18 protein-coding genes and 1 tRNA gene are annotated in these 26,037 nt (G+C 66.7%); 1 reads left to right on the top strand and 18 read right to left on the bottom strand.

The genetic code is table 11. The features are described from left to right. Window positions 1-5: 5 nt before the first annotated feature. The 14 genes from L978_RS04675 to L978_RS04610 all read right to left on the bottom strand — a co-directional run bounded on the left by L978_RS04675 (window position 6) and on the right by L978_RS04610 (window position 20,723). The gene (locus tag L978_RS04675) at window positions 6-956 is read right to left on the bottom strand and encodes a carbohydrate ABC transporter permease (protein WP_047520798.1); all 951 of its coding nucleotides are present in this window, start codon (window positions 954-956) and stop codon (window positions 6-8) included. Then, window positions 956-1,897, bottom strand: a complete 942-nt coding sequence (locus L978_RS04670) for a carbohydrate ABC transporter permease (RefSeq protein WP_081996916.1) — start codon at window positions 1,895-1,897, stop codon at window positions 956-958. Before L978_RS04670 ends, L978_RS04675 begins: the two co-directional genes overlap by 1 nt. Before the next feature lie 82 nt (window positions 1,898-1,979). Next, on the bottom strand, window positions 1,980-3,272 hold the full coding sequence (locus tag L978_RS04665; RefSeq protein WP_047520795.1) for a sugar ABC transporter substrate-binding protein: 1,293 nt from the start codon (window positions 3,270-3,272) through the stop codon (window positions 1,980-1,982). Window positions 3,273-3,281: 9 nt separating this feature from the next. Continuing rightward, window positions 3,282-4,403, bottom strand: a complete 1,122-nt coding sequence (locus tag L978_RS04660) for a LacI family DNA-binding transcriptional regulator (RefSeq protein WP_081996922.1) — start codon at window positions 4,401-4,403, stop codon at window positions 3,282-3,284. 103 nt (window positions 4,404-4,506) lie between these two features. Then, entirely contained in the window at window positions 4,507-5,388 is an 882-nt protein-coding gene (locus tag L978_RS04655; protein ID WP_047520793.1) for a bile acid:sodium symporter family protein, read from the bottom strand. Window positions 5,389-5,461: 73 nt separating this feature from the next. Then, window positions 5,462-5,914, bottom strand: coding sequence for a hypothetical protein (locus tag L978_RS04650; RefSeq protein ID WP_047520791.1), 453 nt, complete (start codon window positions 5,912-5,914; stop codon window positions 5,462-5,464). Between the two features lie 223 nt (window positions 5,915-6,137). Then, window positions 6,138-6,222 (bottom strand) — tRNA-Tyr (locus L978_RS04645). 86 nt (window positions 6,223-6,308) lie between these two features. Next, on the bottom strand, window positions 6,309-7,238 hold the full coding sequence (locus tag L978_RS04640; RefSeq protein ID WP_047520789.1) for a PfkB family carbohydrate kinase: 930 nt from the start codon (window positions 7,236-7,238) through the stop codon (window positions 6,309-6,311). Window positions 7,239-7,573: 335 nt separating this feature from the next. Then, entirely contained in the window at window positions 7,574-11,449 is a 3,876-nt protein-coding gene (gene rpoC, locus L978_RS04635; RefSeq protein WP_047520787.1) for a DNA-directed RNA polymerase subunit beta', read from the bottom strand. An 81-nt stretch (window positions 11,450-11,530) separates the two neighbouring features. Then, window positions 11,531-15,034: a DNA-directed RNA polymerase subunit beta gene (gene rpoB, locus L978_RS04630; protein WP_047520785.1), complete on the bottom strand. Its 3,504-nt coding sequence runs from the start codon at window positions 15,032-15,034 to the stop codon at window positions 11,531-11,533. 209 nt (window positions 15,035-15,243) lie between these two features. Continuing rightward, entirely contained in the window at window positions 15,244-16,962 is a 1,719-nt protein-coding gene (locus L978_RS04625; RefSeq protein ID WP_081996915.1) for an ABC transporter ATP-binding protein, read from the bottom strand. Next, complete coding sequence (locus tag L978_RS04620) at window positions 16,959-17,924, bottom strand: ABC transporter permease (protein WP_047520784.1); 966 nt, start codon at window positions 17,922-17,924, stop codon at window positions 16,959-16,961. Before L978_RS04620 ends, L978_RS04625 begins: the two co-directional genes overlap by 4 nt. A gap of 34 nt (window positions 17,925-17,958) precedes the next feature. Continuing rightward, window positions 17,959-18,963, bottom strand: a complete 1,005-nt coding sequence (locus tag L978_RS04615; RefSeq protein ID WP_047520782.1) for an ABC transporter permease — start codon at window positions 18,961-18,963, stop codon at window positions 17,959-17,961. 86 nt (window positions 18,964-19,049) lie between these two features. Next, window positions 19,050-20,723: an ABC transporter substrate-binding protein gene (locus L978_RS04610; RefSeq protein WP_047520780.1), complete on the bottom strand. Its 1,674-nt coding sequence runs from the start codon at window positions 20,721-20,723 to the stop codon at window positions 19,050-19,052. A 163-nt stretch (window positions 20,724-20,886) separates the two neighbouring features. On the opposite strand from L978_RS04610, the gene L978_RS04605 reads away from it, so the two are divergent. Further along, entirely contained in the window at window positions 20,887-21,807 is a 921-nt protein-coding gene (locus L978_RS04605) for a sugar kinase (protein WP_047520778.1), read from the top strand. A gap of 27 nt (window positions 21,808-21,834) precedes the next feature. Here the strand turns inward: L978_RS04605 and L978_RS04600 are convergent, their stop codons facing one another. From L978_RS04600 to L978_RS04585, 4 genes are read right to left on the bottom strand one after another with little or no spacing between them, the layout of a single operon-like run. After that, window positions 21,835-22,701: a MurR/RpiR family transcriptional regulator gene (locus L978_RS04600; protein WP_047520776.1), complete on the bottom strand. Its 867-nt coding sequence runs from the start codon at window positions 22,699-22,701 to the stop codon at window positions 21,835-21,837. A gap of 12 nt (window positions 22,702-22,713) precedes the next feature. Beyond that, entirely contained in the window at window positions 22,714-24,225 is a 1,512-nt protein-coding gene (locus L978_RS04595; RefSeq protein WP_047520774.1) for a glycoside hydrolase family 3 N-terminal domain-containing protein, read from the bottom strand. Continuing rightward, window positions 24,222-25,055, bottom strand: a complete 834-nt coding sequence (locus L978_RS04590; protein WP_047520772.1) for a carbohydrate ABC transporter permease — start codon at window positions 25,053-25,055, stop codon at window positions 24,222-24,224. The genes L978_RS04595 and L978_RS04590 overlap by 4 nt, the downstream gene beginning before the upstream one ends. After that, window positions 25,052-26,026 (bottom strand): carbohydrate ABC transporter permease, encoded by a 975-nt coding sequence (locus L978_RS04585; protein WP_047520770.1) that lies wholly within the window; start codon window positions 26,024-26,026, stop codon window positions 25,052-25,054. The genes L978_RS04590 and L978_RS04585 overlap by 4 nt, the downstream gene beginning before the upstream one ends. Between the last annotated feature and the right edge of the window lie 11 nt (window positions 26,027-26,037).

Genomic DNA, 26,037 nt, shown 5'->3' with positions numbered 1-26,037 from the left:
TCCTTTCACCCCTTCACTCCGCTCGCGGCGATCGAGCTGACGAAGGCGCGCTGGAAGATCAGGAAGACGATGAGCACGGGGATCGTGATCATCGACGTGTACGCCATGACCTCACCCCAGGCGGTGTTGAGTTGGAAGAAGTACTGCATGCCGACCATGACGGGCCGGAGGTTCTCTCGCTGCACGACCATGAGCGGCCACAGGTACTGGTTCCATGCAGGCAGGAAGGTCAGGATCGCGACCGTCGCGAATGCCGGGCCCGACAGCGGCACGATGATGCGGCGGTAGATCCTGAACCAGCTCGCCCCGTCGATCCGCGCAGCCTCGTCGAGCGACTTCGGGATCGTGGAGAAGTACTGCGTGAACAGGAAGATGGAGAACGCATTCGCGATGAACGGCACGATCTGCACCTCGTAGGTGTTCAACCAGCCGAAGTCGTACTTGAGCACGCCGCCTTCGAAGACGAGTGTGGGCAGTTGGGCGACCCAGTAGACCATCGGCACCGCGATTGTTTCGAACGGCACGATGAGGGTCGCGATGATGACGGCGAGCACGACGAGCCGGCCGCGCCATGCGAGCCGCGAAAGGGCGAAACCGGCCATCGAGTTGACGACGAGCCCGAGCCCGACGGTCAGCACCGTCACGAGCACCGAGTTGAACATGAACTGCGCGACCGGCACCCGGTCGAAGACCCCGAAGTAGTTGTCGAGGCTGATGTCGCCGACGGGGAGGAAGGCGAGCGGCGAATCGAGGTCCTGCAGGATCTGCGCGTCGGGCTTGAGGCTCGACACGAACATGAACACGAGCGGGAACAGGAAGATCACGGCGAGCACCGACATGGCGATATAGGTCGCCGCCGTGCCCCATCGGCGGCCCGCAGCAGCCGTGCGCGGGGCGCGAGCGGAGCGCGACGCCGGCCGCCCCGTCTCGGTGTGGTTGTCGACGGTGGCGGTCATCAGTCCTTCTCCCGGGTGATGCGACGCTGGATGAGCGCGATGATGAGCACGGCCACGAAGAAGATGAGCGAGATCGCGGCCGCGTAGCCGATCTCCTGCTGACCGAAGCCCTTGCGCACCGCGTGGTAGACGACCGTCGAGGTGGCGCCCTGCGGACCGCCCTGGGTCATGACGTCGATCTGGACGAACAACCCGAGGGCGGCGATCGTGATGGTGACGAGCACGAAGACCATCGTCGGGCGCAGCCCCGGCCACGTGACGTTGGTGAACTGGCGCCACGGGCTGGCGCCATCCATGCGGGCCGCCTCGTAGAGCTCTTCGGGGATCGTCTGCAGCCCCGACAGCCAGATGATCATGTGGAACCCGACGGCCTGCCAGATCGACATGACGATGATCGCGCCGAGCGCCGTCGAGGGGTCGTTGAGCCAATCGTTCCCTCTCCACAACCCGAACGTCACGGCGTCGATCATCGAGTTGATGAGCCCGTCATCCTGATAGAGGAACTTCCACAGGATCGAGACGACGACGATCGAGGTCACGACGGGGATGAAGAACACGACGCGGAAGAACGTCGTGCCGCGGAGCTTTCGATTCACGAGCACCGCGAGCGCGAGGCCGAGGCCGGCCTGCACGGGCACGACGATGAGCGCGAAGATCGCCGTGTTGCCTATCGACTGCACGAAGAGCGGGTCAGCGGTGAAGGCGCGAATGAAGTTGTCGACCCCGACGAAGCGAGGCGGGTTCGGCGAGATGAGCCTCGCATTCGTGAAGGAGAGAGTGAACGCGAGGACCACCGGGACGATGAGGAACAGTGTGAGCAGGAGGGCGGCCGGTGCGACCATGCCCAGCCCTGCCCACGTCTCGCGTCCACGGCTGGAGCGGAAGGAGCGGAGGGAGCGCCGAGGAGTCTCGGCCCCCGCCGTCGGAGGTGTGACGGTCATCGATGCGTCTTTCAGGAGCGGGTGGAGCAGCGCGGCGGGGTGGGCACGCGGTCGCCCGCGCCCCCACCTCCGCCGTCACCGTCTACTGGAATCCGTACCCGTCGTTGGACGCGATGTTGGCATCGATGTCCGCGACGGCCTGGTCGAGGGTCGCCGTGACGTCGGCGCCGCTCATGATGTTCTTCGCCGCCGTCTCGAACGTGGTCGAGATCACGGCGTAGGCGGGAGTCTCCGGCCGCAGCACGGCGTACTTCTGCGACAGCTCCACGAACGGGCGCAGCACACCGTCATCGCCGAAGTACTCCGACGCCTGCGCAGCGGCTTCCGTCGCCGGGATGACGATCTGGTTGTCGGCGAACTCGGTGATGTACTCGTCGTTGAAGCTGAACTCGAGGTACTGCCGGGCGCCATCGGCGTCGTTGCAGCCCGAAGAGATCGCCCACTGCCACGACCCGCCACCGATCTTCGGGCCGTTGCCGAAGTCGGGCGGCGGCAGGATCAGGAGATCATCGCCGATCGCTTCGACGGATGCCAGCGCGTTCCACACTCCGGTGTAACTGAGCGCCACCTCATCGTCGACGAACTCCTGGTTGCCGATCGTGCCCGCGTTGCTCGCGTAGCCCTCGGCGAAGAGGTTCTGGAACCAGGTGCCCCACTCCACGGCGGCGTCGCCGTTCAGCGCGCCGTCCGCGGTGAGCATCGTGTCGCGGTCGATCAGATCGCCGCCGAAGCTCTGCAGCAGCGGGGAGTATGCGTACGGCCACCACTCGCCGGTGTCTTCCGCACCGATGTCGATGGGGGTGTCGTAGCCGGCGTCCTGCAGCGTCGACAGCGCGGCATCGAACTCGGAGGCTGTCCACGGCTGGTCCGTCGAGGGGATGCGGATGCCGTTGGCATCGAGCACCGACTTGCGCGCGAAGATCGACAGCGCCGCATCCCAGTAGCCGGCCGAGTAGATCTCGCCGTCCCACACGCCCACCGCCGTCGGGAGGAGCTTGTCGGTGATCTCGGTCGAGATCTCCAACGGCTGGAGGTACTCCGCCCACGCCCAGTTGGGCATGATCGGCCCATCGAGGTCAAGCAGGCAGGGAAGGTCTCCCGAGGCCGCCGCAGCGACGATCGCGTCGTTGTAGGCACCTTGCGGGAAGGACTCGTGCACGACTTCGTACTCGTCCTGTGAGGCGTTGAAATCGGTGATGATCTTCTCGTAGACGGCGAGCTCCGCGGCGTTCCCCGCCGAGTGCGTCCACATCGTGAGCTGCGTTCGACCGTCTTCTCCGGTCGTGTTGCCTTGACCTGCTTGTCCACATCCTGTGAGGGCGAGGGCTGTCACCAACCCAGCCGCCACGAAGATCGGCGACGTTCTGCGCGTCATTGTGGTTTCCTATTCTTGGTGCCTGACGCCCACGTCGGGCACCTGATCGGGAGCCGCCGAGCGCGGCCCTTCGGTTGTGTGTGAAGCCCGTCGTCGGTTCTGTTTGGCGACATGCGCCGGCGGCGGGCCCACGGAATCCCGTCGGATGACGGGACAGTCCATTCGGTGCGAGGCGTCCTCATCCCCCTCCGCGCGGACGCCGAGCGCGACCTCCATCGCCCAGCGACCCATCTCGTAGTGGGGCAGAGCGATGGTGGTGAGAGGTGGATCCATTTCTGCGGCGACCAACTGCTGATCGTCGTAGCCGACGACCGAGAGGTCGCGCGGGATTTCGAGGCCGCGATGGTGTGCCGCGGCGTAGACGCCGATCGCCATCCGGTCGTTGAAGCAGAAGATGCCGGTCGGACGCTGGTCCTCGGGCAGATCGAGCAACCGCTCGGCTGCCGCACGCCCGCCCTGCGCGGACGTCTCCCCCGTCACATGGAGCGCGGGATCGGCCTCGATGCCCGCCTCGGCCAGCGCTTCGAGGTAGCCCTCGTGACGCAGTCGCGAGGCGATGGGCTCGGGGTCGTCGGTGTCGAGGTACGCGATGCGGCGGTGTCCGGCGGCGAGCAGCTCTCGCACCGCAGCGGCACCGCCCACGCGGTCATCGGGCACGACGCTGCGGAAGCCGCCTCCCTCGGGGTAGCAGTCGAGCAGCACCGAGCCTCGAGGGAGCCCGGCGGGAACATCGACCGCGCGGTGCCACATGCAGGCGTAGATCATGCCGTCGACCTGCTGTGCCGCCAGGGCGCGGAGGGCATCCGCTTCGATGTCTGCGTCGCCGCCGGTGTCGATGAAGAGCAGGAGGTGATCATGCTCGCGCGCGGCGTCCTGTGCGCCGGCGAGCATGCGGCCCGCGAACGGGGTCGTCGCGATCTGGTCGGACAGGAGTCCCACGATGCGGGTGCGTTGCGTGCGGAGCCCCCGGGCAACGGCGCTGGGGGCGTAGCCGACGGCCTCTGCAGCCGCACGGACACGGATGCGGGTCTGCTCGGAGATGCGCGACTCGGCATCGTTCAGCACGAGCGACACAGTGGTGACCGACACGCCGGCTGCAGCGGCGACATCAGAGATCCGCGCTCTGCCCATCGCGTTCACCTCACTCCGTCGTGTGGCGACCAGATCACCTCGGGCCGCTGTTAAATCGATTTATCAGATGCTAAACCAGGCGTGCGTTCGAGGTCAAGCCCTCTCAGGGCGAGGGCGCCACCGGGGCGGGGACCGCGTGACGGTCTCGGATCAGGAACCCGAAGCCGAACGCGATGAAGAACATCAGCACTCCGTACACCGCGGCGGGGAGGCTCAGCTCCACCGATCCGAGCACCGACTGAGCGATCACGATCGCCAGCGTGGCGTTGTGGATGCCGATCTCGAACGACGTCGCGATCGCCTGGCGCTTCCCGACGCGGAGCATCCGCGGGACGAGGAAGCCGACCGTGAGGCTGATCAGGCAGAACAGCACGGTGATCAGGGCGAGCTGGGTGAAGTTCGAGACGAGGAGGGTCCAGTTCGATGCCACGGCGCCCGCGATCACGACGACCAGGATCACGACGGAGGCGATGCGCACCGGCTTGTCCATGCCGGCGGCGAACTTCGGCCAGAAGCGTCGCACGATCATGCCGAGAGCAACGGGCAAGAGCACGATCGCGAACACTTCGAGCGCCTTCGACCACTGCAGCCCCAGTCGGTCGTCGAACGGCTGGAAGTACGCGATCGCGAAGTTCGTGATGATGGGGAGGGTGATCACGGCGATCACGGAGTTCACGGCGGTCAGCGAGATGTTCAGGGCGATGTCACCGCGGAACAGATGACTGTAGAGGTTCGCCGTGGTCCCGCCCGGCGACGCCGCCAGCATCATCATGCCGACAGCGAGGATCGGTGGCAGCTGGAACGCGAGGACGAGGCCGAAGCAGATGGCCGGCAGCAGCACCAGCTGACACAGCAGGGCGATGATCACCGCCTTCGGCTGCTTCAACACCCGCGCGAAGTCGGCGAGGGTGAGGCTGAGCCCGAGCCCCAGCATGATGATGCCGAGGGCGACGGGCAGTCCGATGGTGGTCAACGCTGATCCCATGGAACTCAGTGTGGCCGAGAAAGGGCTCCGGTGTCACGCGTATCCGTGAGGATCCCCTTCTCGGCCCGGACGGTCAGGAGCAGACCGTGGAGAGCTCGGTGATGCTGTCGGTGAGCGCCTGCACGTGCTCGCTCATCTTCGAGACGTCCACGTTCGCCGGGTCCGAGCTCGCCTGGTCGAGGAAGTCGACGTACCCCTTCAGGGCGGCTGCGGAATCATCGGCGGAGGGCTTGACCTCGTCGTTCGACACCTGCTTCGCCGCGTCGTCGATCTTGCCCTGAGCCTCCTTGAAGGCGGCCAGTGCAGCGTTCGGGTCCGACGTGTCGACCGACGACAGCGACTGCAGGTCCGAGAGGCTCGTGACCATGATGTCGCAGGCCTCTTCCTTGGTCTGCGTCGCGGCCGGCTTGTCCGCCGACTCCGGCTTCGAGTCACTGCCCGAGTCGGAGGCGCCGGCGGCACAGCCGGTGAACAGGAGCGCGAGCAGCGCGATGGAAGCGGCGGTGACGGAGCGAGATGCGTTCATTGTGTATGTATCCTCTGGGCTGTGTACCGGGACCCCGGCTTGTCTCAAGCACACCACGTTACTGGTGCCGCGCCGAGGCACCCGACATTGGCGGCAGTGTCTGTTCGTGAGGAGTTCAGTGGCGCTTCACCCCTCGACCGAGAGAGGGGCTCCGCGGGCGTGAAATGCGAAATGCCTCCGGGTCCGGAGGCATTTCTGTTCGCGATCGATAGCGCGGAGGTGGTGGTGGCGAGTGAGGGATTCGAACCCCCGAATGCAGAGCAGTCTGATTTACAGTCAGATCCCTTTGGCCGCTTGGGTAACTCGCCAGAGCGCACCCGTCCGACTTGAACAGCCAACCGGGGGCACGAGAGACAAGCATACCCGCCCGAGGCGGGTGCAAGAAATCGAACGGTCAGCTGCCGTTCACACCGCGTCCGGCATCTGCGAGCGACTCGGGCGTCCGCAGCAGACCGCCCTCGGCGCGACAGGTCGCGGCAGCGACATCCATGGCGCGCCGCAGCAACGAACCCCACTCCCCCACGTCTGACGGAGAGGCCGCGACCAGGCCCTCTGACACCGCGGCGAGAGTCGCGTCTCCCGCACCGACGGTGTCGATCACGGCACCGGGAAGCTGCGCGATCGGCGCGGACACGATGCCGGCATCTGCATCGATCGTCGCGCCGTCGGCACCCGCGGTCGCAAGGACGGCAGCAGCGCCGAGCCCCCGCAAACGCGCGCGCAACGCGTCGAGGTCACCGTCGTAGAGGATCGCCGCGTCATCTGCTCCGACCTTGACGATGGCCGCCGAAGCAGCGAGGCGCTCGAACCCGCGGACGAACTCCTCCCGGTCGCTGAGCATGCCCGTTCGCGGGTTGGGATCGACCGCCACGCGTGCGTCACCCAGGGCGTCGACGAGCGCATCGACCTCGGTCGGCACGTCGAAGGGGAAACAGCTGATCGCGACGAGACCGGCGTCGGCAATCGCCTGACGCGCCTCGTCGGAGTAGCGGACACTGCGCCTCTGCGCGGCCTCATTGAAGACGTACTGCGGCTCGCCGTTCGCCGCCCGCTGCACGATCGCCCGGGACGAGCCGAGCGGAGCCTCACTCGCGATCAGACGCACACCGTGGTCGGACAAGTACTCACGGATGTGCCCACCGGCCTCGTCGTCGCCCACCATCGCGATCAGCGTCGTCAGCACGCCGAGACGTCGGAGACCGACAGCGACATTGAGTGCCGCACCGCCGACGAGCTCTCGCACCCCGGCGTCATCCCGGATCTCGTCGATCAAAGCGTCGCCGATCACGACCACGGAAACGGCAGAAGTAGTGTCGTTGCTCACCCGCCGACACTATCGCGCCGCGGGTCGCACGGGGAACGCCGTATCCCTCCCCTTTCTCCGCCGTCCCTCCCCCTCCCTCCGCGCGCACGGAGAGCTTGTTCGACTGATCGCATCGCCCGATCCGAAGGAGTTCTTCCGAAAAGAAGGAGCCTCTCACCCATGCTCTCCTTCAGAACGCGAGAACTCCTTCAGAATGCGCGCACTTCAGCACGTGCGAACTCCTTCAGAACGTGCGTACTTCAGAACGCGCGGCGCCTCGCCCAAGGCCCCCGCCCACCCCGGAAACGAAGAAGGCCCCAGGCGAATCGCCTGGGGCCTTCTCACTCAGCACTCACTCAGTTGTAGGTACCGGGCGTGATGTCGTCCGTCGAGAACGCGTCGAAGTCGACGTAGCCGAAGTCGCCGTCAGCGTACGCACCGTCGGATGCGAAGATCCGGTTCGGGTAGCGCTCGCTCTTGGCTTCCTCGGTGGCCTCGACCGTGACGTCGCGGTACTTCGAGAGACCGGTTCCGGCAGGGATGAGCTTTCCGATGATGACGTTCTCCTTGAGACCGACCAGCGGGTCACGCTTGCCCTGCATCGCAGCCTCGGTGAGCACGCGGGTCGTCTCCTGGAAGGAGGCGGCCGACAGCCACGACTCGGTCGCGAGCGACGCCTTCGTGATACCCATCAGCTCCGGACGGCCGGACGCGGGGCGCTTGCCCTCGGACACAGCCTCGCGGTTGATCGACTGGTAGCGCTTGAGGTCGACCATCTCACCCGGGAGCAGGGTCGTGTCGGCGTGATCGACGACGGTGACCTTGCGGAGCATCTGACGGACGATGACCTCGATGTGCTTGTCGTGGATCGGCACACCCTGCGAGCGGTACACGCCCTGGACGCCGCCGACGAGGTAACGCTGCACCTCGCGAGCACCCATGACGCGCATGATCTCCTTGGGGTCGAGCGTGCCGACCTGCAGGGGCTGACCGACGGTGACGTGCTGGCCGTCCTCGACGAGAAGCGTGGCACGCTTCAGCACCGGGTAGACCACGGGCTCGTCGCCGCTGTCGGGCGTGAGGATGACCTTCTTGCCCTTGTCGGTCTCGTCGATCGTGATGCGGCCATCGGCCTCGGCGATCGGGGACGCACCCTTGGGGGTACGCGCCTCGAAGAGCTCCTGCACACGGGGAAGACCCTGTGTGATGTCGTCCGCCGATGCCGAACCACCCGTGTGGAAGGTACGCATCGTCAGCTGGGTACCGGGCTCACCGATCGACTGGGCCGCGATGATGCCGACGGCCTCGCCGATGTCGACGGTCTTGCCGGTCGCGAGCGAACGGCCGTAGCACTGCGCGCAGACACCGACAGCGGAGTCGCAGGTCAGGACCGAGCGCACCTTGATGCTCTCGACACCGAGACCGACGAGCTTGTCGATCAGCACGTCACCCACGTCGTCACCGGCAGCGGCGAGCACCTCGCCCGACGCGCTCACGACATCGGAGGCCAGCGTACGAGCGAACACCGAGTTCTCGACGTTGGCGTCGCGCACGAGCTCACCCTGCGAGTTCGGAGCGGCGATCGGGAGCTCGAGGCCCTTCGACGTGCCACAGTCCTCTTCGCGGATGATGACGTCCTGCGAGACGTCCACCAGACGACGGGTCAGGTAACCCGAGTCGGCGGTACGCAGAGCGGTGTCGGCCAGACCCTTACGGGTACCGTGCGTCGCGATGAAGTACTCCGCCACCGACAGACCCTCGCGGTACGAGGAGATGATCGGACGCGGGATGATCTCACCCTTGGGGTTGTTCACCAGACCACGCATACCGGCGATGTTCCGGATCTGCAGCCAGTTACCACGAGCACCCGAGGACACCATGCGGTTGATGGTGTTGTCCTCCGGGAAGTTCGCCCGCATCGCGGCCTGGACCTCGTCGGTTGCCTCGGTCCAGATCTTGATGAGCTCCTGGCGACGCTCGGAGTCGGTCGTCAGACCCTTCTCGTACTGCGACTGAACCTTCGCGGCCTGCTTCTCGTAGCCGGCGACGATCTCGCCCTTGTTCGGCGGCGTGAGGATGTCGCTCAGGGCAACGGTCACACCGGAACGCGTGGCCCAGTAGAAACCGGCGTCCTTGATGCGGTCCAGCGACGCGGCCGTCTCGACCTTCGGGTACTCCTCGGCCAGCTTGTTGACGATCTGCGACAGCTTGTTCTTGTCGGCCTGCTCGCGAACGAACGGGTAGCCCTTGGGAAGCGTGTCGTTGAAGATCGCCTGACCCAGCGAGGCGTCGACGAGACCGTGACGCTCGTAGCCCTCGGGAGCTTCGCCCTCGAGGAAGGTCAGACCGGGGATGCGGATGCGGATCTTCGCCTGCAGGTCGAGGGTGCCCTCGTCCTTAGCCAGGATCGCCTCGCCCACCGAACCGAACGCACGACCCTCACCGACCGCACCCTCCCTGACCGTGGTCAGGTGGTGCAGACCGATGATCATGTCCTGCGAAGGCAGGGTGACCGGACGACCGTCGGACGGCTTCAGGATGTTGTTCGACGCGAGCATCAGCACGCGGGCCTCGGCCTGAGCCTCGACCGACAGGGGCAGGTGCACAGCCATCTGGTCACCGTCGAAGTCGGCGTTGAACGCCGCGCAGACGAGCGGGTGCAGCTGGATGGCCTTACCCTCGACGAGCTGCGGCTCGAACGCCTGGATACCCAGGCGGTGCAGGGTGGGTGCACGGTTGAGCAGCACCGGACGCTCGCGGATGATCTCTTCGAGCACGTCCCAGACCTCGGGACGGGTGCGCTCGACGGCACGCTTGGCAGCCTTGATGTTCTGCGAGTGACCGAGATCGATCAGGCGCTTGATGACGAACGGCTTGAAGAGCTCCAGAGCCATCTGCTTGGGCAGACCGCACTGGTGCAGCTTCAGCTGCGGGCCGACGATGATGACCGAACGGCCGGAGTAGTCGACACGCTTTCCGAGCAGGTTCTGACGGAAACGACCCTGCTTACCCTTCAGCATGTCGCTGAGGGACTTCAGGGCACGGTTGCCCGTACCGGTGACGGGACGACCGCGGCGACCGTTGTCGAACAGGGCGTCGACGGCCTCCTGCAGCATGCGCTTCTCGTTGTTGACGATGATCTCGGGGGCACCGAGGTCGATCAGACGACGAAGACGGTTGTTGCGGTTGATCACACGACGGTAGAGGTCGTTCAGGTCGGAAGTCGCGAAGCGGCCACCGTCGAGCTGGACCATCGGGCGCAGCTCCGGCGGGATCACCGGGACGACGTCGAGGACCATCGCGGCGGGGCTCATGCCGGTCTCGAGGAACGAGCTGACGACCTTGAGGCGCTTGATCGCACGGATCTTGCGCTGGCCCTTGCCCTCGGAGATCTGCAGACGCAGGTTCTCCGCCTCGGCGACGAGGTCGAACGCCGCGAGGCGACGCTGGATCGACTCGGCGCCCATGTAGGCCTCGAAGTACTGGCCGAAGCGGTCCTGCAGCTCGTGGAAGACGTCGTCCTCCGGGCGCAGGGCACCGACCTCGAGGGTGCGGAAGTCCTCCCACACGCGCTCCAGCTTCAGGATCGCGTCGTCTGCACCCTTGCGGATGAGCGACATCTCCTTCTCGGCGGCGTCCTTGACCTTCTTCTTGGCGTCGGCCTTGGCACCCTCTGCCTCGAGAGCGGCGAGCTCCTCCTCCAGCTTGGCCAGGCGCTCCGCGATCTTGGCGTCGCGACGGTCGCCGAGCGTCTTCAGCTCGAGGCGGATGTTGTTCTCCTGCGTGCCCAGGTCGCGGTGACGAGCTTCCTCGTCGACCGAGATGACCATGTAGGCGGCGAAGTAGATGACCTTCTCGAGGTCCTTCGGTGCCATGTCGAGCAGGTACCCGAGGCGCGAGGGCACGCCCTTGAAGTACCAGATGTGGGTGACCGGAGCAGCGAGCTCGATGTGACCCATGCGCTCACGACGGACGGAGCTCTTGGTGACCTCCACGCCGCAGCGCTCGCAGACGATGCCCTTGAAGCGGACGCGCTTGTACTTGCCGCAGGCGCACTCCCAGTCGCGGGACGGGCCGAAGATCTGCTCTCCGAAGAGACCATCCTTCTCCGGCTTCAGAGTGCGGTAGTTGATGGTTTCGGGCTTCTTGACCTCACCGTAGGACCACGCACGGATGTTCTCTGCGGTGGCCAGGCCGATGCGAAGCTCGTCGAAAGTTGTGGACTCGAGCACTAGTTCTCCTGTGTCGGAAATTCTGTTTGAGAAGTCTGCTTCGGTGTGCCCGGGAGTTGGACCCCCGGGCACACCCGCGGATTAGATCTCGTCGATCGAGGCGGCCTCGAAGCGGCTGGAGATGTTGATACCGAGCTCTTCCGCGGCGCGGAACGCCTCATCGTCGGTGTCGCGGAGGTTCACCAGTGTGCCGTCGGCCGAGAGGACCTCGACGTTCAGGCAGAGCGACTGCATCTCCTTCATGAGCACCTTGAAGGACTCGGGGATGCCGGGCTCCTGGATGTTCTCGCCCTTGACGATCGCCTCGTACACCTTGACGCGGCCGAGGATGTCGTCGGACTTGATCGTGAGGAGCTCCTGGAGCGCGTATGCGGCGCCGTAGGCCTCGAGGGCCCACACCTCCATCTCACCGAAGCGCTGTCCACCGAACTGCGCCTTACCACCGAGCGGCTGCTGGGTGATCATCGAGTACGGACCCGTGGAACGTGCGTGGATCTTGTCGTCGACCAGGTGGTGCAGCTTCAGGATGTACATGTAGCCCACGGAGATCGGGGCCGGGAACGGCTCGCCGGAGCGGCCGTCGAACATCTGGGCCTTTCCGCTCGAGTCGATCAGTCGCACACCGTCGCGGGTCGGGGTCGTGGCGTCGAGGAGACCAGCGATCTCCTCCTCGCTCGCACCGTCGAACACCGGGGTGGCGACCTTCGTACCGGGAGCAGCCTCGAAGGCCTCCTCCGGCAGACGGACGGCCCACTCCGGGGTGCCCTCGACCTTCCAGCCCTGCTTCGCGATCCACCCGAGGTGGGTCTCGAGCACCTGGCCGAAGTTCATTCGACCCGGGATGCCGAGCGGGTTCAGGACGATGTCGACCGGGGTGCCGTCCGCCATGAACGGCATGTCCTCGATCGGGAGGATCTTCGCGATGACACCCTTGTTGCCGTGACGGCCGGCGAGCTTGTCACCCTCGGTGATCTTGCGCTTCTGGGCGATGTAGACCACGACGCGGCGGTTGACACCGGAGCCGAGCTCGTCGTCGCCGTCCTCGGCGTTGAACTCCTTGACCGCGATGATGGTTCCCTGCTCACCGTGAGGCACCTTCAGGGACGTGTCGCGGACCTCGCGGCTCTTCTCGTTGAAGATCGCGCGCAGCAGACGCTCCTCGGCCGACAGCTCGGTCTCACCCTTCGGCGTGACCTTGCCGACGAGGATGTCGCCGGGGCGGACCTCGGCGCCGATGCGGATGATGCCGCGCTCGTCGAGGTCCTTCAGCAGCTCCGGGCTGACGTTGGGGAGGTCACGGGTGATCTCCTCCTTGCCGAGCTTGGTGTCGCGCGCGTCGACCTCGTACTCCTCGATGTGGATCGAGGAGAGGGTGTCGTCCTTCACCAGGTCCTGGCTCAGGATGATCGCGTCCTCGAAGTTGTAGCCCTCCCACGTCATGAACGCGACGAGGAGGTTCTTCCCGAGGGCCAGCTCGCCGTTCTCGGTGGCGGGGCCATCGGCGATGACCTCTCCGACCTCGACGCGCTCACCGGCGTTGACGACGACCTTCTGGTTGTACGACGTGCCCTGGTTCGAGCGGTCGAACTTGCGGAGGTGGTACTCCTGCGTCCCGCCCTCATCGAGCATGACGACGACGCGGTCTGCGGAGACCTCGGAGACGACACCGGCCTTCTCGGCGGTGAGGACGTCACCGGCGTCGATGGCCGTGTAGCCCTCCATACCGGTTCCGACGAGCGGCGAGTCGCTGCGCAGCAGCGGGACGGCCTGACGCTGCATGTTGGCACCCATGAGGGCGCGCTGTGCGTCGTCGTGCTCGAGGAACGGCACGAGCGAGGTCGCGACCGACACCATCTGGCGCGGGGAGACGTCGATGTAGCCGATGTCTTCCGGCAGGAACATGTCGACCTCGCCGCTGCCGCCCTTGGGGCGGGCCAGGACGTGGCTCTCGATGAAGCGACCCTTGGCATCGAGCGGGGCGTTCGCCTGCGCGATGTTGAAGTCGACCTCTTCGGAAGCCGTGAGGTAGTCGATCTGCTCGGTCACGACGCCGTCGACGACCTTGCGGTACGGGGTCTCGATGAAACCGAACGAGTTGATGCGCGCGAAGGTCGCGAGCGCACCGATCAGACCGATGTTCGGGCCTTCCGGAGTCTCGATCGGGCACATGCGGCCGTAGTGCGAGGGGTGGACGTCACGGACCTCGACGCCGGCGCGGTCACGCGAGAGACCACCGGGTCCGAGCGCGGAGAGACGACGCTTGTTCGTCAGACCTGCGAGCGGGTTGTTCTGGTCCATGAACTGCGACAGCTGCGACGTTCCGAAGAACTCCTTGATCGCGGCGACGACGGGTCGCACGTTGATCAGGGTCTGCGGCGTGATCGCCTCGATGTCCTGCGTGGTCATGCGCTCGCGGACGACGCGCTCCATGCGGGAGAGACCGGTGCGGACCTGGTTCTGGATGAGCTCGCCGACCGCGCGGATGCGACGGTTGCCGAAGTTGTCGATGTCGTCGGTCGCGAGACGGATCTCGGCCTTCTTGCCACCGCGGATGCCCGTGAAGGTCTCCTCGGTGCCTGCATGCAGGCGGACGAGGTACTTGATCGTGGCCACGATGTCCTCGACGGTGAGCACCGAGGAGGTCAGCGGCTGGTCCAGGCCCAGCTTGTGGTTGATCTTGTAACGACCGACCTTGGCCAGGTCGTAGCGCTTCGGGTTGAAGTAGAAGTTGTCCAGGAGGGCGCGGGCGGCCTCGGCGGCGACCTGCTCGCCCGGACGGAGCTTGCGGTAGATGTCGCGGAGCGCATCTTCCTTCGTGACGATCGTGTCCTTCGCGAGCGTCTCCTCGATCGAGGTGTAGCCGGCGAACTCGGCGAGGATCTCCTCGCTGGTCATGCCCAGCGCCTTGAGGAAGACGGTGACCGACTGCTTGCGCTTGCGGTCGACGCGCACGCCGACCTGGTCGCGCTTGTCGATCTCGAACTCGAGCCATGCACCACGGCTCGGGATGACGCGCGCCGACACGATGTCCTTGTCGGACGTCTTGTCGGGGGTCTTGTCGAAGTAGACACCCGGGGAGCGGACCAGCTGCGAGACGACGACGCGCTCGGAGCCGTTGATGATGAACGTGCCCTTGTCGGTCTGCAGCGGGAAGTCGCCCATGAAGACCGTCTGGGTCTTGATCTCACCCGTGAGGTGGTTCATGAACTCGGCCTCGACGTACAGCGGAGCGGCGTAGGTCTTGCCACGCTCCTTGCACTCCTCGATCGAGTACTTCTCCGGCTCGAGGTAGGGGTTCGTGAACGACAGCTGCATCGTCTCGCCGAGGTCCTCGATCGGAGAGATCTCCTCGAAGATCTCGCCCAGACCGCTGTTCTCGTTGACGTCCGTGCGCCCCTGCTTCTTGGCCTCGGCCACGCGCGCCTTCCAGGCGTCGTTGCCGACCAGCCAACCGAAGGATTCGGTCTGCAGAGCGAGAAGGTCAGGGACCGTCAGCGTGTCGGAGATCTTGGCGAACGAAAGACGGGAAGCTCCGCGTCCGTTCTTGGTGGTGGTGGATGTGGATGCGTTGCGAGCAGCAGCCAAGGGAATAACCTCCGTGAGCCCCGCAGGGCTTCTCGATTCCTTTGTCGTCAGGTGGAGTGTGCGCTCGAGAACTCAACGAAATGCCGACCACCATATGAGGGCAGGGAGGAGCGAGCGCAACTACCAACTATACGCACGATTGTGCGACATGGCAAGCGCAGTCCTTGACCAATGTGGGAAGCTGCGGTATGAGCCCTGGCCCGGTGCTCTCAGGACGCGATGTTCAGCTCGTTGCCGGGGATCGAGGCCAGCAGTCGCCGCGTGTACGGGTCCCGCGGGTTGGTGAAGATCTCCTCCGAGGTCGCCGCCTCGACGAGCCTGCCGTCCTTCATGACGCAGACGTAGTCGCTGATCAGTCGCACCACGGCGAGGTCGTGGGAGATGAACAGATAGCTCAGTCCGTACTCCCGTTGCAGGTCGCCGAGCAGCGTGAGGATCTGGTCCTGCACCAGCACGTCGAGCGCCGAGACCGGCTCGTCACAGACGATCACGTCGGGAGAGAGCGCGAGGGCCCTCGCGATCGCGACGCGCTGCCGCTGACCTCCGGACAGCTCGGACGGGTAGCGACGCAGCATCGACTGCGGCAGCGCCACGTCGTCCAGCAGCTGCCGTACGCGCGTGCGTCGATCGGCTCCGCTGCCCCTCTTGTAGAACTCCAGCGGTTCGGCGATCAGGCGCTCGATCGTGAACATCGGGTTCAGGCTCGAGTACGGATCCTGGAAGATGGGCTGCACCTGCTGTCGGAACTCGCGCGTCTCGGCCCGCGAGAGCGTCGAGATGTCCTTGCCCTCGTAGCGGATCAGTCCGCTCGTGGGCTCGATCACCTTCAGCAGCATCCGCGCGGTCGTGGTCTTCCCTGAGCCGGACTCCCCCACGATGGCGACCGTCTCCCCGCGCGGGATGACCAGCGACACGTCGTCGACGGCCACGAAGTCCTCGCCACGCCCGCGCACCGGGTACACCTTGGTGAGGTTCTCGATCTCGACGATGTTGTCGGCGGGGACGGTCCCGGCGGCATCCGTCTCTGCGGCATCCGTCTCTGCGGTGCGCTCCTGCACCCGGAAGGCCTCCGGCCGCAGTCGGGCGGCGGCGACCGAGGGAGCGGCCTTCACCAGCGACTGCGTGTACGGATGCTGCGGATCCTCCAGGATCTGCCGCGCGGCTCCTTGCTCGACGACCTTGCCGCGGTGCATCACGATCACACGCTCCGCGCGCTCGGCGGCGAGCCCGAGGTCGTGTGTGATGAGCAGCACGGCCGTTCCCAGCTCGCGGGTCATCTGGCCGATCTGATCGAGGATGGTCTGCTGCACGGTCACATCCAGGGCGCTGGTCGGCTCGTCGGCGATCAGCAGTCGCGGCTTGCACGCCAGACCGATCGCGATGAGCGCGCGCTGGCGCATGCCGCCGGAGAACTCGTGCGGGTACTGCTTCGCACGCCGCTCCGGGTCGGGAAGGCCCGCGGCCGTGAGTGCCTCCACCACCTTGGCCTGCACATCCTGCCGGGTCGCGAGACCGTGAGCGAGCAGCGTTTCGGCGACCTGCGTGCCGATCTTGGCCACCGGGTTCAGGTTCGACATCGGATCCTGCGGGACGAGACCGATGTCCCGGCCGCGGATCGTGCGCAGCTCGTTCTCGGAGGCGTGGGTGATGTCCTTCCCGTCGAGCCGGATGCTCCCGGAGGCCACCTTCCCGCCACCCGCGAGCAGTCCGATGATCGCCATCGCGGTGGTCGACTTGCCCGAACCGGACTCGCCGACGATCGCGACGGTCTCGCCCGGACGGATCTCGAGGTCCACACCTTCGACGGCGTGCACGACCCCGTCCATGGTGGCGAAGTCCACGGCGAGTCCTTGGACCGACAGCAACGGCTCGGTCGACATCTGATTCTCCTTCACGGCGCGCGTCGCGCCTTCGTCGCGCGCGTTCATCGCGCCCTCGTCCGCGGGTCCATCGCCTCGCGCAACGCCTCGCCGAGGAGGGTGAAGCCGAGCGCGGTGACGGCGATGCAGATGCCGGGGAGGAACGCGAGCCACGGGGCGATCGCGAGTTCGGACTGTGCGTAGGTGAGCATGCGCCCCCACTCGGCCGTCGCGGGGCCACCGCCGCCGAGACCGAGGAACGACAGCGCCGCCGCATCGATCACGGCGGTCGCGAGCGTCAGCGTCCCCTGCACGATCACGGGGCCGATGGCGTTGGGGAGCACGTGCGACATGGTGATCTTGCCGCGGCCGAGGCCGAGCGTCTGCGCCGACAGGACGTAGTCACTCGAACGCTGCTGCAGCATCGACGCACGGAGCAGCCGCGCGAAGATCGGCACCTGGGACGCACCGATGGCGATCATCACGGCGAACGGGGTCTGCCCGAGGATCGCGGCGATCGACACCGCGAGCAGCAGGTTCGGCACCGAGAGGATGATGTCGACCACGCGCATGATCACGGTGTCGACCCAGCCGCCGAACGTCCCGGCGATGAGGCCGAGGATCATGCCGCCGACAAGGCCCATCGCGGTGGAGATGACACCGATCAGGAGTGATGCCTGCGCGCCCCAGATCAGCTTCGACAGCACGTCCCCACCGAACCGGTCGAGGCCGAGCGGGAACTCCGGCAGCTCCCCCGGACCGGGGATGTGGGTCGGCGTGATGTACTTCGCCCCGGGAAGCGCCGTCTCCGGGTACGGAGCCAGCCAGGGGGCGAGTGCGGCGACGAGCAGGAACAGCAGCACGATGACGGCGCCGATCCAGGCCGTGGGATTGCGACGGAGGCGGCGGAACACGTCCTGCCAGAATCCGCCGGAGCTCTTCTTCAGGTCGGCCTGCGCGATCGCGACGGTGTCGATGCCGCCGCCGCTCTCTGCCGATGGCCCCTGGGCGGGCGGAAGAGGGATGCTCATGCGACCGCCTCCTTTCGGACGATGGAGAGGGACATCACTGCACCCTCACTCTCGGGTCGATGAAGCTGTAGGAGACATCGACCGCCAGGTTGATCAGCGCGTACGCGATCGCGATGAAGATGATGAAACCCTGAAGGACCGGGAAGTCCCTGGTGAAGATCGCCCTCGCCAGGAACGAGCCGATGCCGGGGAAGGCGAACACCGTTTCGGTGAGCACCGCCCCGGAGATCAGGAGTCCGGTCTGCAAGCCGATCGTGGTGATCACCGGGAGCATGGCGTTGCGCAGGATGAAGCGGTTGCGCAGCGTCGGGGAACCGACGCCCTTCGCCCGACCGGTGCGCACGTAGTCCGCGTTCTGGACCTCCAGCACGCTCGCCCTGGTGATGCGCACGATGATCGCGAGCGGGATCGTCCCGAGCGCGAGGGCCGGCAGGATCAGATGCAGGATCGCGTCCCATGCGGCGTCGAATTCACCGGTGATGATGCCGTCCCACACATAGAACCCCGTGGGATGGGTGGCGTCTATTCGAGGATCCTGTCGTCCGTCAGACGGCAGCCAGCCCAGCTGCACGGCGAACACGTACTTCAGGATGAACGCCAGGAAGAACACCGGGATCGTGATGCCGACGAGGCTCAGCACGACCGATGCGTGGTCGGTGAACTTGCCGTGGCGGCGGGCCGCCCAGTAGCCCAGCGGGATACCGATGCCGACCGCGAAGATGAGCGCCATGACGCTCAGCTCCAGCGTCGCGGGGAACCGGCGGAGGAACTCCTCCGTCACCGGCCGGTTCGTCTGGATGGACGTTCCGAAGTCGCCCTGCAGGAGTCGGCCGATCCAGGTGAAGTACTGCTGGATGATCGGCTCGTCGAAGCCGTAGAGCTCGTTGACCCTGGCGATGGCCTCGGGGGTGGCCTTCTCACCGAGGAGGGCGACCGCGGGGCCGCCGGGAAGGGCCCTGACCCAGGCGAACAGCAGGATGCTGAGCCCGAACAGGGTGGGGATGAGGAACAGCAGTCGCCTGCCGATGGTGCGCAGCACGAAGATCTCCGTCGATCGGAAGGTACGCCGTTCCCCGGTCCCGCGGAGTGCGCGGGACCGGGGCTCGACGTATCACACGGTCAGGCCTACTTGGTGAGGACGATGTCGGTGAAGACCTCGTCGTTCACGGGGCTGGCCGGGTAGCTCTCCACGCGCGGGTCGAACGCCAGGGTCGGCGCCGGGTGTGCGAGCGGGACACCGGGGATGAACGTGGCGACCATCTCGTTGATCTCCTCGTACAGCGCGGTCTGCTCCTCGAGGTTGGAGACGCCGCGCGCCTCCGTCAGCTTCTGGAACAGCTCCGGGTTGTCGAAGCCCCACTCGGAACTCTTCTGTCCGAAGAAGACGCCGACGAAGTTGTCGGTGTCGTTGTAGTCACCGGTCCAGCCCAGCAGGTGGATGCCGTGGTCGGCCGTGCCGGTGGTGCGGTCGAGGTACTCGACCCACTCCTCCGAGACCGGGGTGGTCTCCACGCCGACTTCGGAGAGCTGCGACGACAGGACCGTGTAGATCTGCTCGGGGTCCGGCATGTAGGGACGAGAGACGTTGACCGGGTAGTTGAACGTCAGCTTCAGCGGGTTCGCCTCGTCGTAGCCCGCCTCGGCCAGCAGGGACTTGGCCTTCTCGGGGTCGTAGTCGAAGGTCGTCACGTCCGGGTTGTAGCCGTTGACGACCTCGGGGACGAACTCGATCGCCTTCTGCGTGCCCTCGGGGAGCACCTGGCTGATCAGGGCGTCCTTGTCGACGGCGTACGACAGCGCCTCGCGGACCTTCGGGTCCTGGAGCTCCGGGACGGCCTGGTTGAACGCGAGGTACAGGATCGTGAACGGCGGGCGCGAGACCATCGTGAACCCGTCGTCGGCGAGGGCCTTGGTGTCGGCGGGGCCGACGAGGTCGTAGCCGTCGATCGAGCCGGACTCGAGTGCCTGGCGGCGGGCGGTCGGATCATCGATCGTGCGGAAGATGATCTCGTCGATCTGACCGGCATCGCCCCAGTAGTCGTCGTAGGCCGTGAGCGTGACCTGCTCGCCTGGTGCCCACTCCTCGAACTGGTACGGCCCGGTACCCACCGGGTGTCCCATCGCGTACTCGGACAGCTGCGGTGCCTCGGCGGAACCGCTGACGTCGTCGGCGCCGAACTCCTGCATGGCCGACGGGCTCTGCATGGCGAACGAGGGCAGCGAGAGGGAAGCGACGAAGCCGGCGAACGGCTTGTTCAGGTCGACAGTGACCGAGTAGTCGCCGTCTGGGGTGCACGACTTGTAGACGGCATCCGCCGCGTTGGAGGCGTACCCCTTGAAGAGCTTGTTGTAGTAGTAGCCGAAGGCCTCGGACGCGGCCAGACCCGTCCAGTTGAACCAGCGGTCGAAGTTGGCGCAGACGGCCTCGGCGTTGAACGGCGTCCCGTCCTGGAAGGTCACGTTCTCCTTGAGCGTGAACGTGTGCGACATGCCGTCCTCGGACGACTCCCACTTCTCGGCGAGGAGCGGCGCGGGGTCGGCGGTGCCGGGCTCGGTGCCGACGAGACCCTCGAAGATCTGTCGCGAGACGCGGAAGCTCTCGCCGTCCTGCGCGAACGCGGGGTCGAGGCTCGCCGGGTCGGAGGACGCCGCGAAGACGAACGTCCCGTCCACGTCGCCGGAGCCCTCGGCGCCGTCATCTCCTCGTTCGCTCGCGACACACCCGGCGAGGGCGAGAGCGGCGATCGTGGCTCCGGCTGCGGCGATGAGACCTCGCCGACGCTTGACTGATTGGTGCATTGTGTGACCTTCCCTGTCGGGCGCTTCTTTGCGCGTCCCGAAGCCTCTTCGCCTCGGGGACGGTGATGACTAGACGGTACCCAGCGGATCCTCAGATACCAAACGCATCCAGGTTGCAATCCGGTATCGGCGCGACCGGCGTCGATCCGGTAGTGTCCAGATCGTGCCCGACTCCCCCACGCTCGCCGTCTGCTTCGGAGAAGGCATGGTCGCCCTCGTCGCGGCCGCCGCGGGACCGCTCGAGGACTGCCGGACCTTCCACCGTTCCCTTGCGGGAGCCGAGTGGAACACCGCGATCGCTCTGGCATCCGCCGGTATCCGCACCGCCGTCGTCTCGCGCGTCGGCGATGACGGGTTCGGTCGTTTCCTCACGGCGGAGCTGCGCGCCCACGGCGTCGACGATTCCGCGGTGCAGGTCGACGCCGACGCGCCGACCGGACTCTATGTGAAGGAGCTCGCCCCGCGAGCGGATGGCGCGGTCGACGGCACGATGCACTACTACCGGTCGGGTTCCGCGGCCTCGGCGATGTCCCCGCAGACGTTGGCCGAGCCGAGGACCTCCGCACTCCTCGCCGAGGCGGCACTCGTGCACACCTCCGGAATCACCCCGGCCCTGTCCGCATCGGCACTCGCGGCGCAGGAATCGCTGTTCGCCGACCGGCGTCCCGACAGTCTGCTCAGCTTCGACCTGAACTGGCGGCCCGCGCTGTGGCGTGGCCGCGTGGCGGAGGGGAAGGCGGTCGTGTCGGACTTCGCCCGCCGGGCCGACATCGTGTTCTGCACCCGTCCCGACGCCGAGGCGGTGTTCGGGACCAGTGACCCGCAAAAACTCCGTGCGCACTTCCCCGAGCCCCGGTACCTGCTGGTCACCGACTCCGGCGGTGCCGTCGCCTACGACGGCACCGAACGTGCCGAGAGTGAAGCGCTCGACGCCCCCGTCGTCGAGACGATCGGTGCCGGGGATGCCTTCGCCGCCGGATTCCTGGCCGGCGTCCTCACCGGACTCTCGCTCACGGGAAGCCTCGCCCGCGGACACCGCATCGCGACGCGCGCGCTCGTCAGCACCCGGGATCACGTCGACTGACACGCCCTCGGTCCGGGGAGAGTGGCCTCAGGGCCTCCGTCGCGACGGAACCGCGTCGTGCGTGCGCTGTAACGACACGGCCACCGGTTCACCGCTGTGCTGCACGACGCGGACGAAGAGCACGTCGACCAGGGCGAGCTGGGCGATACGGCTCGACATCGCGGCCATCCGGAACGGCGACTCCCGCGCGTGCGTGAGCAGCACGACATCCGCCGCGAGTGCCACCGGCGAATCGGCCACGCTGGTCACCGCGACCGCCAGGGCTCCGGCGTCGCGCGCGACGTCGAGAGCACGGATCGTCTCGGCGGTCTCGCCGCCGTGCGAGAACGCGATCGCCACATCACCGGTGGTGCGCAGGGCGGCGGCGGTCACCGCGAGATGCGGATCCGAGGAGTGCGAGACCGAGCATCCGATGCGAGACAGCTTCAGCAGCAGGTCCTGCGCCGTCAGGGACGACGCCGCCTGCCCGAAGAGGTCGATGTGCCGTGCACCGACCACCGCGCGGGCGACCCGGTCGAGGGCATCGGCATCGAGGGCGAGCGCGGTCTGCTCGATCGCGTCGATCTCCTGCGCGGCGAGCTTGGCCGCGATGGCCGTCGGCCCGTCCTCCCGGTCGATCGCCGTGGTGTCCAGGCCGAAGCGCGCCTGCTGCGCCTGCGCGAGCGTGATGGCACGCGCGACCGCGACCCGGAGTTCCCGATACCCGGAGTAGCCCAGGGACTGGGCGTAGCGGGCGACCGTCGACAGGGACGTGTGGCAGAGCTGGGCGAGATCGTTGATCGCGAGGTCCACGACGAGCGTGGGGTCTCCGAGGATCGTCTCGGCAACCCGTGCCTCTGCGGCACTCACCTTCGGAAGGGAGCGTCGCACCCGAGCGAGAACGTCATCGTCCATGGGGGTCCTGTCTCAGCCGGCGCTGTTCATCCTCTGCGTCACGGCGAAGCGCCCCAGGAGTGCTTCCCTCGCCATCTGCGCACCGAGCCTACTGGCAGCGGCGACCTCGATGGTGGGCAGCGGAAGGGGACTCCGCGTCGGAAGACCGACGTTGACGACGACCGCTCCGGGATCACGGACAGCCGTCCGCTCGACGAGAGAGCGCTGCGCGGCATCCGTGTCCGGCCTGTCGATCAGCAGCACCGTCGTACCGGGCGCCGCCGTGACCTCGTCGAGCACACGGTCCTGCTCCGGCAGGTCGGCGGACGCGACGTCCAGGCGCACACGGAGTCCGTCGGCGGCGAGCGCATCCGCCACGTACGATCCCGCACTGTCGACGGCGAGGGTCGACCGGCGGCGCGCGTCGATGACCGCGAGGGCCGTGGCTGCCTCGGGGGCATCGCCGGAGACCGTCACCGTCCGACGCACGATCTCCGCGGCGTCGTAGTCGTCCGGGTCGTCGTGCCCGAGCTCTGCGGCGACGCGGAGCTTGGTGGCGAGTGCGGCGACGCGAGCGGCGGCCTCCTCCACGCGCGCACGGGAGAGCGAGCCGTCGCGCAACGCGGCGACGATCCCGTCCCTGGCCGCGTGGAAGTCCCGTTCGTCCTGATCCACAAGCGCGGCGTCACCCGGGTTGGTCGGGTTGCCGATGCAGAGGAGGTCGGCGCCGGCAGCGAGGGCGAGCGCCGCTCCCCCGCCGAGTCCGACCGTCTCTCGGATGGCGGCCATGTCCAGCGCATCCGTGATGATGACGCCGTCATAGCCCCAGTCGCGCAGCTTTCCGAGCACGCGGGGGTTGAGCGTCGCGGGCTGCTCGCCCCACGCCGGGACCACGATGTGGGCGGTCATCACGGCATCGACGCCGGCATCGACCGCCGCGCGGAACGGCTCCAGGTGCACCCGTTCGAACTCCTCGACGTCGAGAGTGATCTCGGGGAGGGAGTGGTGCGAGTCGAGGTGGGTGTCGCCGTGGCCGGGGAAGTGCTTCACGCACGCGGCGACCGCGGAGTCCTGGATGCCGTCGATCGTCGCGACCACGTGACGGGAGACGAGCGCCTCGTCGTCACCGAACGCCCGCACACCGATCACCGGGTTGCGAGGGTCGGTGTTGACGTCGGCGACCGGACCGAGCACGACGTTCGCACCGACCGCACGGACCCGCCGGGCGAGTTCCGCGCCGGTCCGCTCCGAGGCGACCAGGTCGTCGAGGAGCCCGAGCTGAGCGGCTCCGGGCACGGTGGAGCCGGTGGCGGACTCGAGGCGCGTGACGCTGCCGCCCTCTTCGTCGATGCCGATCAGGGCGTTCGGGTTCGCGTCGAGGATCTCGGCGCTCAAGGCCGGGAGTCCTTCGCCGACGTTCTGGCCGAAGTACACCACGCCGGCCAGGCCGTCACGCAGTTCCTGGCGCAACCACTCCGGTGCTTCGGTGCCGAAGAATCCCGGCCACAGCACACCGTTCGCGAGGCGCTCGAGCTCGTCGGTCATCCCTTCACCGCGCCTGCGACCATGCCCGAGGCGAGCTTGCGCTGCACGAGGACGAAGAAGATCATGACCGGGACCGTGATGATGGTCGAGGCCGCCATGATGCTGCCCCAGTCGTTGGAGTAGAGGCCGAAGAACGACTTCAGACCGATCGAGACTGTGTACTGGTCGGTCTGCGCGCCGAGGATCGTCATCGCGAAGATGAACTCGTTCCACGCGGTGATGAAGCTGAAGATGCTCGTCGCGACGAGACCGGGCATGACCAGGGGCAGCAGCACCGAACGGAACATCCGCCACCAGCTCGCGCCGTCGATGTACGCCGCCTCTTCGAGCTCGACGGGGACGGCGGCCACGAAGCCGCGCAGCATCCAGATGCCGAACGCGAGGGACAGCGCGACGTACACGACCATGAGTCCGAGGATGCTGTTGAGCAGACCGAGGCTCTTGACCTGGAGGAAGAGCGGGATGACGAGCGCCTCGAGCGGCACCATCTGCACGATGAGGATCATCATCAGGATCATGGTGCGGAACTTGAACTTGAACCGCGCGACGGCGACCGCGGCGAGCAGACACACGAGCGCACTGACGAGCACGGTGACGAGCGCGACGATCGCCGAGTTGCGGAGGTAGGTGCCGAAGCCGCCCTCGGTCAAGACGAAGGCGAAGTTGTCCCACGTGAATTCCTGGGGGACCAACGACTGCCCGCCACTGGAGGCCTTGGCGTCGAAGGCGCTGGAGACCATCCAGTAGACGGGGAACAGGGTGAAGATCAGGACCGCGGCGACCGCGATGCCGGTGCCGATGCGGGAGCGGAGCCTCGGACGCGGGTTCACAGCTCATCCTCCTTCATGAGGGAGCGGATGTAGACGATCGTGATGCCGATGAGCACGAGGGTGAGCAGCACGGCGAGAGCGGCACCGAATCCGTAGCGGTTCTGTCCGAAGGACTCGACGTAGGACCAGACACCGAGGTTCAGCACCTGACGGTTGCCGCCCCCACCGCCGGGCATCAGGTACACCTGTGCGAAGACCTTGAAGTCCCAGATGGTCGAGAGGATGATCACGACCGAGAACACGGGCCTGAGGGTCGGGAAGATGATCTTCCAGAAGCGGCGCCAGGCGCCCGCACCGTCGAGCGCTGCGGCTTCGAGCATCTCCTTCGAGACGCCGAGGAGGCCGGCCAGCACGGTGATCGCCACGAACGGGAAGCCGTGGTGGACCACGTTGAGGAGCACGATGGCGTAGAACGACCACTGGTTCGTGAACCAGTTGACCGGATCGCTCATGAGACCGAGGTCCATGAGGACCTGGTTGAAGATGCCGCGGTCGGCATCGAAGATGAAGGTCCAGACGTACGTGCCGGTCACGGCGGGCATCGCCCACGCGACCATGATGCAGCTGGAGACGATGACCCGCCAGGTCGTGCCGAGGCGTGCCAGGAGCAGGGCCACGAGCGTGCCGACGGCCACGGTGACGAACACCGCGACGGCGGCGAACCCGACCGTGTTGGGCAGCACCACCGTCCAGAGAGTCGGGTTGGTGAGCGCCTCGACGTAGTTGTCGAAGCCGATCCAGTTGTTCTCCCCGGTGTTGATCTCACGCAGGCCGTAGTCCTGCAGCGAGTAGATGAACACCTGGACGAGCGGCCAGAGCATGAGCACCGCGAGGATGGCCAGCCCGGGCGCGAGAAGGAGCCAGGGGCGGGCCGCGACGATCGAGAGACCGCGTCGCTTCCGGCCGCCGGCCACGGAGGCGGAGGTGGACTCCGCCTTCGTGGCCGGCAGTGGCGCTTGCACCATCGACATGGAAGGGATGC

It is taken from the genome of Microbacterium sp. ZOR0019 (assembly GCF_000800925.1).
Classification (GTDB): Bacteria; Actinomycetota; Actinomycetes; order Actinomycetales; family Microbacteriaceae; genus Microbacterium; species Microbacterium aurugineum.
Note: the sequence above shows the minus strand (reverse complement) of the source record. Positions and strands in the feature narration are given on the sequence as shown.

Coding starts and splice junctions, on each gene's coding strand:
- L978_RS04610 (WP_047520780.1), bottom strand. CDS start 20,723: ATGCACCAATCAGTCAAGCGTCGGCGAGGTCTCATCGCCGCAGCCGGA.
- L978_RS04625 (WP_081996915.1), bottom strand. CDS start 16,962: ATGAACGCGCGCGACGAAGGCGCGACGCGCGCCGTGAAGGAGAATCAG.
- L978_RS04675 (WP_047520798.1), bottom strand. CDS start 956: ATGACCGCCACCGTCGACAACCACACCGAGACGGGGCGGCCGGCGTCG.
- L978_RS04600 (WP_047520776.1), bottom strand. CDS start 22,701: ATGGACGATGACGTTCTCGCTCGGGTGCGACGCTCCCTTCCGAAGGTG.
- L978_RS04620 (WP_047520784.1), bottom strand. CDS start 17,924: ATGAGCATCCCTCTTCCGCCCGCCCAGGGGCCATCGGCAGAGAGCGGC.
- L978_RS04650 (WP_047520791.1), bottom strand. CDS start 5,914: ATGAACGCATCTCGCTCCGTCACCGCCGCTTCCATCGCGCTGCTCGCG.
- L978_RS04585 (WP_047520770.1), bottom strand. CDS start 26,026: ATGTCGATGGTGCAAGCGCCACTGCCGGCCACGAAGGCGGAGTCCACC.
- L978_RS04665 (WP_047520795.1), bottom strand. CDS start 3,272: ATGACGCGCAGAACGTCGCCGATCTTCGTGGCGGCTGGGTTGGTGACA.
- L978_RS04595 (WP_047520774.1), bottom strand. CDS start 24,225: ATGACCGACGAGCTCGAGCGCCTCGCGAACGGTGTGCTGTGGCCGGGA.
- L978_RS04655 (WP_047520793.1), bottom strand. CDS start 5,388: ATGGGATCAGCGTTGACCACCATCGGACTGCCCGTCGCCCTCGGCATC.
- L978_RS04670 (WP_081996916.1), bottom strand. CDS start 1,897: ATGACCGTCACACCTCCGACGGCGGGGGCCGAGACTCCTCGGCGCTCC.
- L978_RS04660 (WP_081996922.1), bottom strand. CDS start 4,403: ATGGGCAGAGCGCGGATCTCTGATGTCGCCGCTGCAGCCGGCGTGTCG.